This window comes from Myroides profundi (genome assembly GCF_000833025.1).
GTDB lineage: Bacteria > Bacteroidota > Bacteroidia > Flavobacteriales > Flavobacteriaceae > Flavobacterium > Flavobacterium profundi_A.
The window spans coordinates 2,329,372-2,345,556 of sequence record NZ_CP010817.1; the positions used below are offsets into that span (position 1 = coordinate 2,329,372).

Sequence of the window (16,185 nt, forward strand, 5' to 3'; positions counted from 1 at the left end):
ATCTATTTTCTATTAAACTTTCGACCAGGATCATCAGTTAATTCATTGTGGACTTTCTTGAATCTATTCATGCATTCATTCAAGTCTCTTAAGGCTAAATTCTCTTGATCACTAACATGAATAATTTTATTCTTAAGTTCTAGCAAACTATCAAGTTTAGATACCAGTACAGAGTAATATTTAAAATTCTCTTCTTTATCCTCTCCGATTAAAGCTTTAATCTGAACAATATCCTTGGTGATATAGTTTTCTAAAAAAACATCATTTCTCACCTTACCTGTACTAAGAAGACTCATATGATAATAAACAGTGTCTATCTTGGTCTTTAAAGCATAATGCTTATTTAAAACCTCTTTGTAAGCCAAAACATCTTTTTCTATATTATCTTGCTGTAAATCAGAACTTTTGTAAAAACAAAAAATCCCAATAAAAGATACTGTTAATAGCATGACAAAAGATGTCAAAAACACACAAAAACTGCTAAATATCTCCTTATTATTTACCCTTTTTAACCCCATAACTTATTATAAACAGTGTATTTTTTAAACATAACATAATTTTAAAACAATATTAATACTATTTTTACGGAATTCAAATCAAAAAAAAATATTAAGAAAATGAAAGTCAATATTTCAATATGTGAATCCGATTTTTACTTTAAAAAATTACTAATAGATAATATAGAAAGAAGAATATCATATAATTTAAATGACCAATACAACAATGGATTAGAATTAATTAATAGAATTTATTACAAACAAAACAATTTTTTGATAATTGACTCATTTACACCGATTATGACAGGGTTTGAGGCGATAAAAATCTTAAGACAAAGAAATAATCAGACTCCAATAATAACCTATTCACATGTATATCAAGAAGATATACACTTGTTTTTGGAAAGCATTAACAATGTCTATTATTGTCAAAAGAACAGTGATGTAATATTTGAAATTTTAACATCTATAATTGAAAAAAAAATAGATTTCTATGCTGATTATCTAAAGAAATGGGAACAAAACAAAGCAGACGTTCATGAATATATTACTAGGCAACGACAAAATATCTATGATCCTACTTCTATTGAATTGCAAATAATAAATCATGCTTGTCAAGGTTTAACAAATAAAGAAATAGGAGATAAAGTCAACTTAAGCTCTCGAACAGTTGAAAATTATATAAAAAAGCTTTCTGAAAAATTTATGGTTAAAAACAAGATCCAGTTAATTACATATTGTGTTGAACAAAACCTACATAATTATAAATAAAAAAGAGAGATAAAAATGACTCTATCTCTCTTTGGTATATTAAACTACGAGTACTTAATCTTAATACTCCTTTCTACCACATTTCCATAGAAAAATAAGAGTTTGTTCTTTTTGAATAGAAAGTTTTTTAACTATTACTATACACTCTGTCTTTAACTCATCACTAGTTAATCACTCACAATCTACTTATAATTATTACATCCACTAATTGTAGGTAAACTCAAAAACAGCAAGTAATGTTTATCTTTCATTTTTTGTGACTTAGTTTTTAATATGCAGTCCACTAAATACTTTCTTTAACCTGTAAGTCACTTAAACTTTTAATTATATCTTGAATTTGATTCTCTGTCAAAGAATATATTTTTGGTCGTGTTTTAACTATAGTTTTTCCATTTTGAAGCAAACTAAATTTATTAAACTTACCAGAGCTTGTTACCACATTTTTATAGCTATATTCTAATTCCGCTACTTTATAAGTATTTTTAATAACTTTACCTAATCTTGCAAAACTATAACTAACTGTTTGGTTACTTGAGTCTATAATAAACTCAATATCTGAGTAAATAAAATTTGAAATACCTAGTAGCCCTAGAACTACTATATTTAAGATAATAATATTAAGGGCTTCCATGTCTATAAAGTATCCTATAACTGAAATGCCTATTACAAGAAAGAGAATAACTGAATAATCTAGTTTAGCTTTATAAATTTGCATTCTTGTTTGTTTTTTACCACAGTATTAAGCACTAAGAGAATTGATAAAATAATATGACAAGACTTTCAAAACTAACTATAAATATTACTTTTTTCAACCTTTTTTATTACAATTCCAATGCAGAATGGATATATAGAACGTTTTAATCGATTTTTTAGAGAGGATATATTAGATGCTTTTTACTTCAATGATATTTACCAGTTACAAAGATTGGCTGATAAATGGAGAGAGGATTACAATTTTAACCATCCTCACAAAGCATTAGGGAATAAATCACCTAAAGAATATAAGCCCAGATTTGATGAAGAATTTAAATTCTTCATCAAATCTGAACATAATAAGAATTATTTGTCGAATTTAGAGGTGTCCTAAAATGGGGAAGCCTACATTTTTAGGGAAGCCTACAAAACAGCAATACTTTCTCTTTAATCTGTTAAAAAATTTGAGTTGATTTTAGTGCGAATTATTTTGAAAAAAAGTGTTGTAAAAACAATACACAAATAGAGCTAATTCTAGGATCTAAATTATTGTATTGGTAACTATACTAATACACAAAGCACTAAGAGCTCACTCTAAATTTGGATGGCACTTACCTAATTTAGTCGCTTTTATCAGTTTAAATCTATTTTTCAAAATATATCTACAAAAATGGTTAGATACCCCACTAAATTACATAGAACCCCTTCCTTCAAAATTGAAAGAAGGGGTTCTATTTTAAATTTTATCAAAATATCATCTATAACCAACTAAAGTGGAAGGATACTTTATGCCTTAAATTTATTTAGGACGCTATTGTCTTATTTAAAATCTTCAGAAGTATTCTGTAAGCTAGATTGAGTTTGATTACCAACTGCTTCTATTTTTTCTGATACATTTTTACTTGTTTCTTGAACAGCATCTTTTGTATCACTTACTACATCAGAGATTTTATCTGATACCTTAGTATCTTCATCTTTAGTATTATGAGATAACTCTTTAATTTCCTCTACAACATCTTCTACTAAACCTTTTGCTTTATCCCACATATTACCTAAAAAATCACTTGTTCTCTCCTTAGCTTCTTGAGCTGTTTCTTTCATAGAATCTACTGCCCCTTCTACTTTATCTTGAGCATTGCTAGCTGTCTCTTTCATAGAATCTACTGCCCCTTCTACTTTATCTTGAGCATTGCTAGCTGTCTCTTTCATAGAATCTACTGCCCCTTCTACTTTATCTTGAGCATTGCTAGCTGTCTCTTTCATAGAATCTACTGCCCCTTCTACTTTATCTTGAGCATTGCTAGCTGTTTCTTTCATAGAATCTACTGCCCCTTCTACTTTATCTTGAGCATTGTTTACTGTTTCTTTCATAGAATCTATTGCCCCTTCTACTTTATCTTGAGCATTGTTTACTGTTTTTTTTAATTGATCTTCATTCATAATTCTTTTATTTTAAATTAAACTTCTTTATAACTAATAATTTGAAGTCATCTTGACTTTTTAGTTTTGTAAAATGACCAAATACTTTTTTATGACTTTTTATGACTTAATACTTAGTTGCTAAACAAAGCTTGAACTGGCTAATAACTCCATTGGATACCTGTTTTTAATTTGCACAATAAAGAACTAACTGTTTTATATAGTGAAACTTATGATTCAATCCATCTTTTTCGAAGTGATAAATATGGTACTATATCTAATTCTATACTATCTTTTGTGGAGTACTTGGTCACGGGGTGTAGATTTTGTTTGTTTCGCAACACAAAGATCTATAACCCTTCTTTATTTTTATTTTACAAACTCATGACAACCTCCTTACAAAACAGTATAGCTTATCTTTATCTAAGAGAATAAATTAAGTAATCCTATTTACTTAGTTCTTGATTAAAAGACCTTAATTTCTAGTTTTGAAACTAAGGTCTTCATTACAAACACCACACTATTTTATCACAAAGTTTCTTACTAGTAGCTTTTTAATCGTCAAATAAAAACTCCTTATTTAAAATCGGAAAAAAAGCTTATGTGATGCTTGTTAACCTTCAATCATTTTTTAATTATAATTCAAATATCTAGTTAATTTCTAAAAAAACAGTTTTATTTTGTTATCCATATGCTCTTACTAACAAGCCAACAACTTAATAAGACTAAAAAGTCTCCTAGCGAATCTAAACGTTGTCCCCTTTTCATCTAATTTTTTTATGAGATAACTAAAGGAAAAAGAACTTATTTAACTAGCTTTATTATATAAAATCACTTTAAATAAAACTCAATTATTTTAATAGTACTTGAGTTTACTTACCCAAAAATATTTGAAAACCAAGTGACACACCTAATCCGTTATGTGCAGATGCATTGGATTGATTTGATTTGCTATAATTGTATCCAACAATAGCCTCTAATGCAATATTTCTACTTACAAAGTGGGAATAACCTGCATTTACATTAAATGCAAATGATGTATCACTTTTACCTCCTACCTCTGCTCCAGAAATACCAATTGCTCCTTGCCCAAAAAATCTACCAGTTTCACTAGCTCCTTCAGGAAAATAGTAACGTGCAAAAGGCATTACTTTGTAATTCCAAATATTATCACCACCTTTTACTGTTTGTAGACCAGCTCCTATTTCTAATCCTACTGCTACGCCATTAGAGATAAAATAACCAGCTCTTGGTGTAATATTAATATTAAAACTCTCTTCTTCAAAACTATACCCTGTAGAACCAAGAGCTCCTCCAACTATCCAATTACCTTTTTTAATAGGTGTATTACCTACTTTTTTAGACAACTCAGGTATTGAAATATTTTCACTTAGTTGGGCATTAATTGACATGCTAAACAAACATGTACAAAAAATAAAAACAAACTTTTTCATATTTATCTATTTTTAAATTAATTATTCTTGTTCTTCTACATCTATTTAACAAGGAATTTTTAACAAAAAGCTCCTCGACTTTAAGACAGAAGTTAAACATCATTAATTAAACTACTTGTTGTATTCCAAGGGCTAAGTTAATTCATAAGTAATAGAATAAATAACTTAGCCTTGGTATAACATTAATAAAAACATTGAATGAACTCCCCAAAAACAGAGCCTCTAGGGAATCTTTTGATTATAAAACAACACTTATAAGCATACAACTTATTTTTCTTAGTACTGTTACATTTTCTAAGTAAATACTTAAAATCAGATATTTTCCAATAAAATACAATAAAATCATCCTTATTTATAAGGATTGAACAATAAATTCACTACGTCTATTTAACTGATGTTCTTCTACTGTACATGGCACTCCATTACTACACTTATTCTGTAATTGTGTCTCACCATATCCTTGTCCTGTCACTCGGCTTGCCTCGATACCTTGGCTGATAATCCACTGTACTGTAGACTTGGCTCTGCGATCAGACAATCTTAAGTTATAATCATCGTTTCCTCTACTATCTGTATGAGAACGAACATCTATCTTCATAGTAGGGTACTCTTTTAATACTTCTACCACTTTCATTAATTCAATAGATGCATCTCTACGAATATTTGATTTATCGAAATCAAAATAGATTGGATTCAGTTTTAATTTCTTAAATAGATCATCATCTTTAGCAATAGGTTTCTCTGTTTTCTCTAAAGAAATATCTTGTTTTTTAACTCCTCCAGCTACAGCGTCTAATTGTACACTTACTTCTTCTGTATTATACTTCTCAGCTACTGCTTTTAGTCGATACTTCCCTTTACACTCTAGATCATCTATTCTATAATATCCCTTATCATCAGTGATAATTTCTCCGATTACTTTATATGAGTTATCATACACGGTTACTTTAGCATTAGTTAATACCTCTTGGGTATCTTTATCAAACACAATACCTTCTAGGCTCTGGTGACATACTTTCTGAATAAAGAAGTAAATATCATCTCCACCTACACCATTCACTCTATTAGAACTAACAAATCCTTTGCGTGTCTTACTATCAATATAGAATGCAAAATCATCTGTGCTACTATTAATAGGTGTTCCCATATTGATTACTTGACCTACACTTCCATCTACATTAATCTTGGCCACAAATACATCTAAACCACCAAGTCCTGGGTGTCCATCTGAACTAAAGAACAAGAAGTGATCTTTAGATATAAATGGAAATGTCTCTCTACTGCTGTATTTACTTTATTCCCTATATTCTCTACTTTACCATATTCTCCAGTAGAATAAATAGCTACTCTAAAGATATCAGATTGTCCTAAAGTGCCTTCTCTATCTGAAGAGAAATATAGCCACTTATCATCTGGTGTTAAAGCTGGGTGAGCTGTATTATAGTTATCCGAGTTAAACGGCAACTCTTCTACATTCTCCCATTTTCCCTCTTCTGACAAAGTCGCTTTATATATTTTTAATAAAGTTGAATGCTCTTTATTTAATCTTCTCTTTCCTTTTACACTTGTATTATTACGTGTAAAATACATTGTCTTCCCATCAGAAGTAAATACAGCTGTTGCCTCATTTACTTTAGTGTCTAACTCAGGTGCGAACTTCACTGGTTCCTCAAAAGTACCGTCTGCATTAATCACACTACTGTATAAACTTGTAAAACTCTCGTTCGTCCATTCGTGTAATCTCTTTCCTGACTGATGTTCTGTATTACGAGCAGAAGTATAAATCAACTGATTTCCTAATAAAGCTGCTCCATAATCCGAATAGGCCGTATTCACGCTTATATTCTTTAGTTCGTATTGATCAGAGTTATTCTCTATCTCTTTTAGATAACGGTCTTTACTAGATTCAAAAAGCTGTGCTCGAGAATCGTTTGCCTCTAATTTAGAGAACTCCTCCATCATCAGTTTTGACTTATCATAGTTCTCTACAGCTTTTAGTGTCTGTGCGTAACGATAATAATATTCTGATGGCAACACTTCTTTGCCTTTATCTTCGTATTGACCTTCAAACAATTCAGTATACCACTTATTTGCTTCTATCAATTTTCCATTAAAGTAATACGCATCCGCTAACTTCTTTAGCATATCAGCATTGGTGTATCCTTTGCTAGCTATGCGCTCGTAGATCTTGATTGCATCTACGTAAGCCTTAGTTTGATATTCTTTATCCGCTTTCTTCTCTGCTACTTTCTGCCCATAAGTACTAATACCTACGAAAAGTGACATTGTCAATAAGCTTATTTTTAATAGCTGTTTTCTCATAGTTTCTCTTTCTTTATAGCGAATTTTCCTTAGAAGAATCGCGGAGCATTAATTGTACTACGACGGTTAAATAATTCAAATCTTAAAAAAACTTCGTGTGATCCTGAGTTATAACGCTTTAAGGCAGTAGTCTCAAAGTCATAAGAATATCCTACAAATAAGTTGTCATTCACCTGGAATCCTGCCAATGCACTCACTGAAGCATCCCAACGATAAGCCGCTCCTAAAGTAAATTTGTCATACAACAAAAAATTAGCTGTTAAATCAACTTGTAATGGTGATCCACTTACTGCCTTAACTAAAGCTGCTGGCTTAAATAATAAGTTCTCACTCACATCGAATACATACCCTCCCATTAGGTAGAAGTGCATCTTCTGACGCATAGTCGTGATATCATTATCATCATAGCGATCCGTAGTCAAGAAGTTCGGAACTGATAATCCTACATAAGCTTTATCAGAGTATAAATAAACCCCTGCTCCAATATTTGGGTTAAACTTGTTGTTTAGATTCTCTTGGCTTACAGGGTCTGTAGGATTGTGGATATTAAGCTTTGTATAATCAACACTTAATAGATTAGCTGTTCCTTTAAGTCCAAATGCTAATTTATAATCAGCATTTAAGTCAATAGCATAAGCTAAATCTACAGAGATATTATTCTCATCCATCGCTCCAATGCGATCATTGGTAAAGTTCACTCCTAGACCTAATCCACTTTCTCCAAGAGGTGTAGACACAGATACATTCGCTGTCTTAGGTGCTCCATCTAGTCCTACCCACTGTGTTCTGTACATCCCAAACACGTTCAGTGTTCCTCTACTACCTGCATAAGCAGGGTTGATCATATTAGCATTATACATATACTGTGTATACTGCGGATCTTGTTGAGCGTAAAGGGAAGGGATTAAGCCTACCATGAGTAGGCTCATCCCAAGTAATATAATTCTCTTTTTCAATTTCATAGTTTTAGTCTGTTTCTAATTGTAAATACCCTGATTTTTTTATCATACGTGAACCACTATGATCTTTGTATTCATAGGTTACAATATAAAAATATGTACCACTTGGTAATTTCTCACCTTTATTTATAGTAACACGTCCATCAGAGTATCCTCTAAACACATTCCCAGCACTATCATAATTATCTGTAGTAAATACTTTTGTTCCCCAACGGTTGTAAATCTCTACTGTATTGTTAGGATAACGATTAATATTATCAATGATAAAATAATCATTCTTTCCATCTCCATCAGGAGATACTAGATTATAGATAACAACATCTCCTTCTAAGAGTAAATCTGTTTTTATCCTTGCTAGAGTAAAATATCCATAACCTAATAAGCCTGAAGCCGTTGTAATCTCTTTCTTCTCTAGATCTACTACTCCACCTTGGTCTACCCATAATTGTTGTTTTGAATCCCAACGCACGATATGTAAATCTTTCTCTGGATTTGTCAACAATTCTGATGGAGTAGTTCGTTCATCCCAACTTAGTGTTAATAATACATTACCTGAACTAGAGTCTGAGCGTTTTATCTCCCAATACTCCTTTGTATTCAAATCCTCTATAACTCCCGATTTACTAGACTTATCTAAAAAAAAATCTTCCTCTGAATAAACATATCTACTCATATATAAATCCTTTTCATTAGATGATGTAGATAATTTTGCTGGACGATAATAGCCACTATCCCCAATTGGGTATGTAAAGGAATCCTTACCTTGTTTTTCTACATACCCTTCTACATGACTTTTATCTGAAGCGCCTATTGATTTAGAATTAGACAGAAAAGTAAACATGCCCTCTTGATCAGAAACTTTGACAATTCCTGAAATAAAATTGGATTCACCTTTAACACTAATTTCATTACCAAGTAAAAAACTTTGGTTAGAATTATCTGTTCTAAACTCTACATTATGAAATTCACTAACACTTTGTCCTAAAATTTCTTGTCTTATTAATTCTTTCTTGGGATGAAAATATACTTTTGCCTTTTTTGATGAAGCACCTGAATAGAAAAGATTATCATTTTTAAAATTATTATAATAATAAATCTCTCCTCTATTTTCGAAATTTCCAGAAATACTATTCTCAAAATTATAACCTATACTTAAGGTTCCTCCCTCCAATACAATCAAATCTCCTTGATTGATAAATTTTTCTTCTACAGATTCCTGACCAAACACAGCAAAGTTCCACAGAGAAAAACAGATCATTGGTATATGTATTTTTATCATAATACTAATTATAAAATTATTTTTTCTTATTTAAAATAATAAGAAAAACTTCCAAAACACATCTAAATTAACTAAAGTTCTTCTATAAGTATATAGGTTCCTACACTTGAAGTAGTTGCTTCTCCTGCCAAATAATAACCATCGTTACCTGCAGCTGAACCACCATACCTAACCTTTAAATTCAAGCGAGCACCTGCAGCTTCCGAAGTAAAAATCATTACAGGTTGAGTTACTCCACCATCATCATATCCTTCAGTAGAAGATTCAGTATATCCTTTAGTACTAACTAAAACTCGACCTCCATTAATTAAATTAAATTCACTGGTAATATAACCTGGACTAGTACTTCCTTGTCCATTTGAACTTGCACCACGTACTCCAATGGCTCCTGTAATTCTAAATACTCTATTAGGAGCAAAAATTAATTCTTCTTTATTTGTACTAATTTGTACCTTATCACTATTAATTCCCTGTTTAGTTCCATCAAATTGTGCATTGTATATTGTACCTTTTACTGTTAGTTTTTGAGTATCTTTTTTATTTATTACTAGAAAAATTTTGCTATCGACATTTACAATAGTTTGATCTATAACTAAAGGTTTTTTTCCTTTTTCGGGTTGTTGTGCTAAAACTAAATAGGGAGTCAATAATAGAATTCCCAATACAATTATTTTTTTCATATTAATATTTTTAATATTGTTCTACTTTATTTAATTATTGCTTCTAATCTGAAGAATGCTAATCCTTTTATAGCTTATATCTAAATCATTGATTACTTCTGAAATAATTGAAAAGAGATATCCTTTACACTAAAAGTTAATAATTTCACATCACCCTTAGCAAAGTTCCCATCTTGATCCCCTCCATTTTTTTTAAAAGTTGAAGACTCTACTGCTACTCGTATTTCTAAATTATTATTAGTTTCCAAAAGCATTAGATGGTCTATATTGATACTCTTTGAATATTTTGAAAGGATAGGGTCACCGCCTCCTATTGGCAAGATTAGATAATCATTATAAGATGCTATCAATTGACTATTTAGATAAGTAGATACTACTATTTTGACAGTTGAATGTTGTCTAACAGTAAAATCATTGATTGTTTCAAAATTCGTTTTTACTATACTTGAGAGTTGAATATATCTCTTTTCTGTTTTGTTTACATCTGATTTAAAATTAAGTGTATAAACAGGGTTATTGAAAGAAACAGATGATTGAGGAATATAACGCCATTCTCCTTCGTTTTGAATATTTTGTCCCACTATCTGATTATATGTATAAGATCTATCAGACGCAGCAGTACTTGTATATTCTGCCATATCAACTAGAGCATAACCATCATTCAGTTTAAAACTAACACCTTGTTCATCAATTACATTACCATCAGAGTCTATCGCTTTTTCATTAAAATAAGTAAACGTTCCATCTTTATTATCTATTAATTTGGTAACTGTCTCATTGGCCTTAACTAGTTTATCTAGGTCGATTGTCTGATCATTGCCATCTTTATCTTTGTAAACTAAGTCTTTACCGTTGTAGATTACATTACCCTCTACATCTTTTAATACTTCCTTAATTACTTTTTCTACTGTCTCGGGGTTGTTCTTTACAATAGTCTCAAAATTCTGAACTACCGAAGCTGGGATGTCAATCTTAGTCTCTGCCCCATCCTCTGACTTATAGGTATAGGTACCATCAGCCCCAGCCAATAGCGTAGTTACTGTCTCATTGGCTTTAACTAGTTTATCTAGGTCGATTGTCTGATCATTGCCATCTTCATCTTTGTAAACTAAGTCTTTACCGTTGTAGATTACATTACCCTCTACATCTTTTAATACTTCCTTAATTACTTTTTCTACTGTCTCGGGGTTGTTCTTTACAATAGTCTCAAAATTCTGAACTACCGAAGCTGGGATGTCAATCTTAGTCTCTGCCCCATCCTCTGACTTATAGGTATAGGTACCATCAGCCCCAGCCAATAGCGTAGTTACTGTCTCATTGGCTTTAACTAGTTTATCTAGGTCGATTGTCTGATCATTGCCATCTTCATCTTTGTAAACTAAGTCTTTACCGTTGTAGATTACATTACCCTCTACATCTTTTAATACTTCCTTAATTACTTTTTCTACTGTCTCGGGGTTGTTCTTTACAATAGTCTCAAAATTCTGAACTACCGAAGCTGGGATGTCAATCTTAGTCTCTGCCCCATCCTCTGACTTATAGGTATAGGTACCATCAGCCCCAGCCAATAGCGTAGTTACTGTCTCATTGGCTTTAACTAGTTTATCTAGGTCGATTGTCTGATCATTGCCATCTTTATCTTTGTAAACTAAGTCTTTACCGTTGTAGATTACATTACCCTCTACATCTTTTAATACTTCCTTAATTACTTTTTCTACTGTCTCAGGGTTGTTCTTTACAATAGTCTCGAAGTTCTGAACTACCGAAGCTGGGATGTCAATCTTAGTCTCTGTCCCATCCTCTGACTTATAGGTATAGGTACCATCAGCCCCAGCCAATAGCGTAGTTACTGTCTCATTGGCCTTAACTAGTTTATCTAGGTCGATTGTCTGATCATTGCCATCTTTATCTTTGTAAACTAAGTCTTTACCGTTGTAGATTACATTACCCTCTACATCTTTAGCTACTTTCTCGATAATCTCTTTTACTTTCTCGGGGTTGTTGTTTACAATTGTCTCAAAGTTATTGGCAACAGATGCTGGGATGTCAATAACTGTCTCTGTTCCATTCTCTGATTTATAAGTATATGTACCGTTGTCTGATGCAACTAGCGTAGTTAGTGTCTCATTTGCCTTAACTATTGATGAAAAAATTAATTCCTTCCTAGCTCCTGAACGATCTAAATACTCAAATTTACTTCCATCATAAAAAACATTCCCTCCTGTTTTTTTTATAATGTTTTGAACTGTCTCATTTTTGACAATTTCTTCAAAATTATTTATTACAATATCTTTGACTTCTGAATCCGATGCCAATTTAACCCACTTTGTTTTATTCCAATAATAAAACCCTGGTTCAATATCTCCTTGCTTTTTATTAGCATAGACTAATAAGCTCTCAACATTCCCATTTGAAATAGTTGAAGAATCATTAGTAGCTTTTAAAGAGACACTTGGTATTAATAATCCTTTGTCATTAGAGCTAATAGTTAATTCGGCTGACTTATTCGGAACTTTGGTTCCAATACCAACTTGAGCTTTTACTGACAGCATAAATAAAAATGCTGCCACACACAGTAACTTTTTTTTCATAATTCACTAAATTTTATGAAACGAAATTCAATAAAATAACAAAAAACACAGTTCTCTTTTGTTATAAATATTGTTCCCTAACAAAAAAAAACACTAATAACAAATTAAAAATCAAGTAAGTACCCCATATTATGTATAAAAAAAAAATCGTTTTAAAAAAAACACAACTAACAAAAAGAAACAAACAAAGAATTATTAACAATAAAACACAACACCTACCAATACTTTTAACAAAAAGTATCATAGTAAAAATATATTATCAATATAATAAAAGCTTAGACTATCATTTTTCATAGTTATATAAATTAAATATGTATCTCCGTTTAATGACATAATTCTATATTTGTAGTCTAAAAGAGAGGAATCATATGGCCAATCATTTACCTTTTCAGCCGAATTTACAAGTGAAGAAGCTTGCAGTTTACACTTTAAGGAACAACGTGACAAATTAGGTGTAACTTGTCAAAGATATTGTCATGATACCCACTATTGAATTCAAAGTAGATGGAGTTATTCATGTAAGAAATGTCGTTCTCATATGACTTTAAAAAGCGGAACAATAATGGAACATTCTAAGCTATCTTTTCTAATATGCTATAAAACAATGTTCTTAATGACAGCGACCAAGAAAGGCTTTTCTACTTTAGAAATTCAGAAGCAGTTAGGACTAAAAAGATATGAACCAGTATGGGCAATGGGCAATAGAGATAGCAAATATACTTTAGCAGGAATGTTAGAGATGGATCAGGGGGTATTCTAAAGTATAAACATCTGAAATAAAGAAGTCTAAAACAAAAAGTGGTCGTGGATCTACAGGTGTCCAAAATGTTGCAATTATGGCAGAGAGTACAGTTTTAGAGGACATAAAAACAGGTGAAAAACAAAATCATGTACGCTTTTTTAAAGCTGTTGTTTTTAGAAGATCATAAAGCTGAAGGTGTTAATGAAATGATTAAGAAAAATATTCATGAAAGTAGTATTGTCTTAACTAACAAGAGTACTTCTTATGTAGATATTTCAGATTTTGTTCAGATACATATCACTGAAAAATCATCAGAACAAACTCTTAAATGGGTACATATAGTTATCGTAATGCCCAAAAAAAACTACTGGGAAATTACCATAAAATTAAACGAAAATATCTTCAAGTATACTTAAATGAATTCGTTTATAAACTTAATAGAAGGTACTTTGGTGATAAACTCTTTGATAGGCTTATTATTGCCAATATTACTGTTTATGACTAAAACGGAGATACATCTATCTTAACGTGAATTCAATATAAGAAAAGACAAAAAAATAATATAAAAAATAGATATAATTGGTAAATTCAAGATTGTTAATCATAAATTTTTAACTAAAACTATATACTTTTCGTCTTTTTCCACATCAAATTCACGTTGTATTAATAAATTCTTATTCAATAGAAATTTCTATAAATTAAAATGCACAACGGATTAAATAGATTTTAAATATTCTGCAGGAGTCATACCTGTAATGCTCTTAAAACACTTAAAGAAGGAAGTTCTAGAATTAAAAGCACTTTGGAAAAACAATTCATTCACAGTAATTTTTTCCTTCTGTTCTTGACTTTTTATATATTCCAAGACCTCTTGTATACGTAGAGAATTTATATATTCTCGAAAATTCATATTATGAATTTTCGAGAAATATTGAGCTAAATAATATCTTGATACCTTTGTCTGTAGAGCTAAGTCAGTAATTTTAAAATTAGGATTTAAATATGCCCTATTTATTAAAACAATCTGGTTAACTTTCTTATCTATCCTATTAAGTACATCTTTACTCAATTGTACCCTCTCATATTTGGTCTCTTCTTGATAAATATTCTCTTCAATATCAATCTTCTTATTTTCACCTCCTTTACTTTCCTGTTCTTTTAAATCTATATTTCCCTGATAATAAGTTCCCAATACTATGGTATTAGTAAGTTGATAGGAGGTTGAAACTTGACTTTTTTCTTGAATAACATCAAATTGAGCTTTAATATCAGCACTTATATCATTATAAATATTGTGAATTAACCTGTATCTCAAAACTCCTAAAAAAATATAATAGCCAAATAAGTTTAATCCTAAAAAACCAAACAACACGTTGTAATAATGTCGATAATAAACAAGAGCTATCACGAAAAAAACAGAAAAAACAGAATTAAAAACTAAAAGAATCACCTGTAGATTGTAAATTCGAAGATTCTTTCTTTTAATTCTTTTTATAGATCCTAACAAGTAAAATCCCTTGGTAATATAATATAACAAATGTAATGACACAGAAATACATAAAAAATACCATATATCACTACTTAAATGTAAATCATCTATAAAATGAAAAAACACAAAAGATAAAAATGTAAAAAAACACAATAAAAAAAAAGAATTATTTAAATAGTAATTATAAAAAATATTTTTTTCTTTAAAAAAACAATAATACAATATCAAAATAAAATAAGGTGCATATAATATAAATAATAAAATCCACAGTGGTGATATATACAAATCTTTTTTAACTAATATAAAACAGAAAAAACAAGAAAGCTGTATTATAACAAGATAGTTAAGCCTACTTAATAGTTTAAAACTCATCATATAGACATTCTTCTTTTTTAATATATAATATAGTATCAACTCTTTTATAAGAAGAACACCTAGGCTAATTAAAAAAAAAATATTTATCAACATCTCAAAATTTTCCAATTTAATTAAATATTTAGCACTTTATTTTTAATATCACATCTTACATAAGTCACAGTAGAAGTAAAACTACTAATATTTTATTGATAATAAAATATTTTTACATAGATTTTCATAAATAAATTCAGATAATTTGTTTTTATGTGTTATAAAATTTTCAGTAAACAATCTAGATAGACATGCTTTAACAATAGTTAGTTAATTTATTATCTCTTGAAAATAAATTATCGTGTTAACTGTTTATTTTACATTCACTACTTATCAAACAAGATATAACCAATCTAACAGAGCATTTTAATGATTTAGTATAAATAAACATCTATTATACTAAATCATTAAAATGCTCTGAGAAAATAAACTAGGAGTTTCTAGCTGGACTTCATTGCTTTTATTGTGATAGACTGAAAAAGTTTTACGAAACTAAAAAGTCAAGATGACTTCATTTTTCCAATAATAAAATTTAATCTTATATTTAAATAATTCTTCAGGATATTTTGATTATTGAAAGTCTGGTGTCAAATCTATTTAGTAAAGAACAAAAGCTATCTAACCAAGTATTGGTTCATACAATAGCATATCTTTCTTTGTATAGTTGTTCATCAAAATAATCGTCTTCATTATCTTGCCCATTTCTTTTATTAGGACAGATGTTATCTATTATTTCTTTATCACTAATTTTTTTAAGCTTCTGAGAATCAAAATCAGCATTAATAAACAATCTTGATAGAGATATTTTAGCATTAGTTAATTGACTAGATATAAGTTATATCATCAAAATAGACTTCTATATCAATAAAAAATCTGTTTTA

Annotated in this window: 11 protein-coding genes and 2 pseudogenes; 3 read left to right on the forward strand and 10 right to left on the reverse strand. The window is 30.0% G+C overall.

Features of this window, described 5'->3' with window-relative positions:
* Window positions 1–2 precede the first annotated feature (2 nt).
* Window positions 3–518 carry a type VI secretion system transmembrane protein TssO gene (locus MPR_RS10290; protein WP_041892296.1) on the reverse strand — a complete coding sequence of 172 codons (516 nt, stop codon included), beginning with the start codon at window positions 516–518 and terminating at the stop codon, window positions 3–5.
* A gap of 99 nt (window positions 519–617) precedes the next feature.
* Between MPR_RS10290 and MPR_RS10295 the strand changes: the two genes are divergently transcribed.
* The gene (locus tag MPR_RS10295) at window positions 618–1,268 is read left to right on the forward strand and encodes a response regulator transcription factor (RefSeq protein ID WP_041892300.1); all 651 of its coding nucleotides are present in this window, start codon (window positions 618–620) and stop codon (window positions 1,266–1,268) included.
* Between the two features lie 283 nt (window positions 1,269–1,551).
* Here MPR_RS10295 and MPR_RS10300 read toward each other — a convergent pair whose 3' ends face one another.
* Entirely contained in the window at window positions 1,552–1,983 is a 432-nt protein-coding gene (locus tag MPR_RS10300; RefSeq protein WP_041892304.1) for a hypothetical protein, read from the reverse strand.
* Window positions 1,984–2,100: 117 nt separating this feature from the next.
* Between MPR_RS10300 and MPR_RS10305 the strand changes: the two genes are divergently transcribed.
* Window positions 2,101–2,355, forward strand: a complete 255-nt coding sequence (locus MPR_RS10305; RefSeq protein ID WP_041892306.1) for an integrase core domain-containing protein — start codon at window positions 2,101–2,103, stop codon at window positions 2,353–2,355.
* A gap of 425 nt (window positions 2,356–2,780) precedes the next feature.
* Here the strand turns inward: MPR_RS10305 and MPR_RS10310 are convergent, their stop codons facing one another.
* The 7 genes and pseudogenes from MPR_RS10310 to MPR_RS18160 all read right to left on the reverse strand — a co-directional run bounded on the left by MPR_RS10310 (window position 2,781) and on the right by MPR_RS18160 (window position 12,665).
* Window positions 2,781–3,401, reverse strand: a complete 621-nt coding sequence (locus tag MPR_RS10310; RefSeq protein WP_041892308.1) for a hypothetical protein — start codon at window positions 3,399–3,401, stop codon at window positions 2,781–2,783.
* Between the two features lie 851 nt (window positions 3,402–4,252).
* Window positions 4,253–4,834: a porin family protein gene (locus MPR_RS10315; RefSeq protein WP_041892310.1), complete on the reverse strand. Its 582-nt coding sequence runs from the start codon at window positions 4,832–4,834 to the stop codon at window positions 4,253–4,255.
* Window positions 4,835–5,186: 352 nt separating this feature from the next.
* A pseudogene (locus tag MPR_RS10320) lies at window positions 5,187–7,156 on the reverse strand (OmpA family protein).
* 29 nt (window positions 7,157–7,185) lie between these two features.
* Window positions 7,186–8,085: a PorP/SprF family type IX secretion system membrane protein gene (locus tag MPR_RS10325; protein WP_489884326.1), complete on the reverse strand. Its 900-nt coding sequence runs from the start codon at window positions 8,083–8,085 to the stop codon at window positions 7,186–7,188.
* Between the two features lie 37 nt (window positions 8,086–8,122).
* Window positions 8,123–9,394 (reverse strand): T9SS type B sorting domain-containing protein, encoded by a 1,272-nt coding sequence (locus MPR_RS10330; protein WP_041892313.1) that lies wholly within the window; start codon window positions 9,392–9,394, stop codon window positions 8,123–8,125.
* Between the two features lie 71 nt (window positions 9,395–9,465).
* Entirely contained in the window at window positions 9,466–10,074 is a 609-nt protein-coding gene (locus MPR_RS10335; RefSeq protein ID WP_041892316.1) for a hypothetical protein, read from the reverse strand.
* Between the two features lie 92 nt (window positions 10,075–10,166).
* Window positions 10,167–12,665, reverse strand: a complete 2,499-nt coding sequence (locus MPR_RS18160; protein WP_052472707.1) for a phage tail-like protein — start codon at window positions 12,663–12,665, stop codon at window positions 10,167–10,169.
* A gap of 379 nt (window positions 12,666–13,044) precedes the next feature.
* Here MPR_RS18160 and MPR_RS10345 point away from each other — a divergent pair.
* Window positions 13,045–13,912, forward strand: a pseudogene (locus MPR_RS10345) (IS1595 family transposase); the annotation flags it as partial.
* A gap of 210 nt (window positions 13,913–14,122) precedes the next feature.
* Here the strand turns inward: MPR_RS10345 and MPR_RS10350 are convergent.
* Window positions 14,123–15,271 carry a helix-turn-helix domain-containing protein gene (locus MPR_RS10350; RefSeq protein ID WP_158438871.1) on the reverse strand — a complete coding sequence of 383 codons (1,149 nt, stop codon included), beginning with the start codon at window positions 15,269–15,271 and terminating at the stop codon, window positions 14,123–14,125.
* Between the last annotated feature and the right edge of the window lie 914 nt (window positions 15,272–16,185).

Bases quoted from the DNA above. Each gene is read 5' to 3' on its own strand.
- MPR_RS10350 (WP_158438871.1), bottom strand. From the start codon at position 15,271: ATGATGAGTTTTAAACTATTAAGTAGGCTTAACTATCTTGTTATAATA.
- MPR_RS10325 (WP_489884326.1), bottom strand. From the start codon at position 8,085: ATGAGCCTACTCATGGTAGGCTTAATCCCTTCCCTTTACGCTCAACAA.
- MPR_RS10300 (WP_041892304.1), bottom strand. From the start codon at position 1,983: ATGCAAATTTATAAAGCTAAACTAGATTATTCAGTTATTCTCTTTCTT.
- MPR_RS10290 (WP_041892296.1), bottom strand. From the start codon at position 518: ATGGGGTTAAAAAGGGTAAATAATAAGGAGATATTTAGCAGTTTTTGT.
- MPR_RS10315 (WP_041892310.1), bottom strand. From the start codon at position 4,834: ATGAAAAAGTTTGTTTTTATTTTTTGTACATGTTTGTTTAGCATGTCA.
- MPR_RS10305 (WP_041892306.1), top strand. From the start codon at position 2,101: ATGCAGAATGGATATATAGAACGTTTTAATCGATTTTTTAGAGAGGAT.
- MPR_RS10295 (WP_041892300.1), top strand. From the start codon at position 618: ATGAAAGTCAATATTTCAATATGTGAATCCGATTTTTACTTTAAAAAA.
- MPR_RS10310 (WP_041892308.1), bottom strand. From the start codon at position 3,401: ATGAATGAAGATCAATTAAAAAAAACAGTAAACAATGCTCAAGATAAA.
- MPR_RS18160 (WP_052472707.1), bottom strand. From the start codon at position 12,665: ATGAAAAAAAAGTTACTGTGTGTGGCAGCATTTTTATTTATGCTGTCA.
- MPR_RS10335 (WP_041892316.1), bottom strand. From the start codon at position 10,074: ATGAAAAAAATAATTGTATTGGGAATTCTATTATTGACTCCCTATTTA.
- MPR_RS10330 (WP_041892313.1), bottom strand. From the start codon at position 9,394: ATGATAAAAATACATATACCAATGATCTGTTTTTCTCTGTGGAACTTT.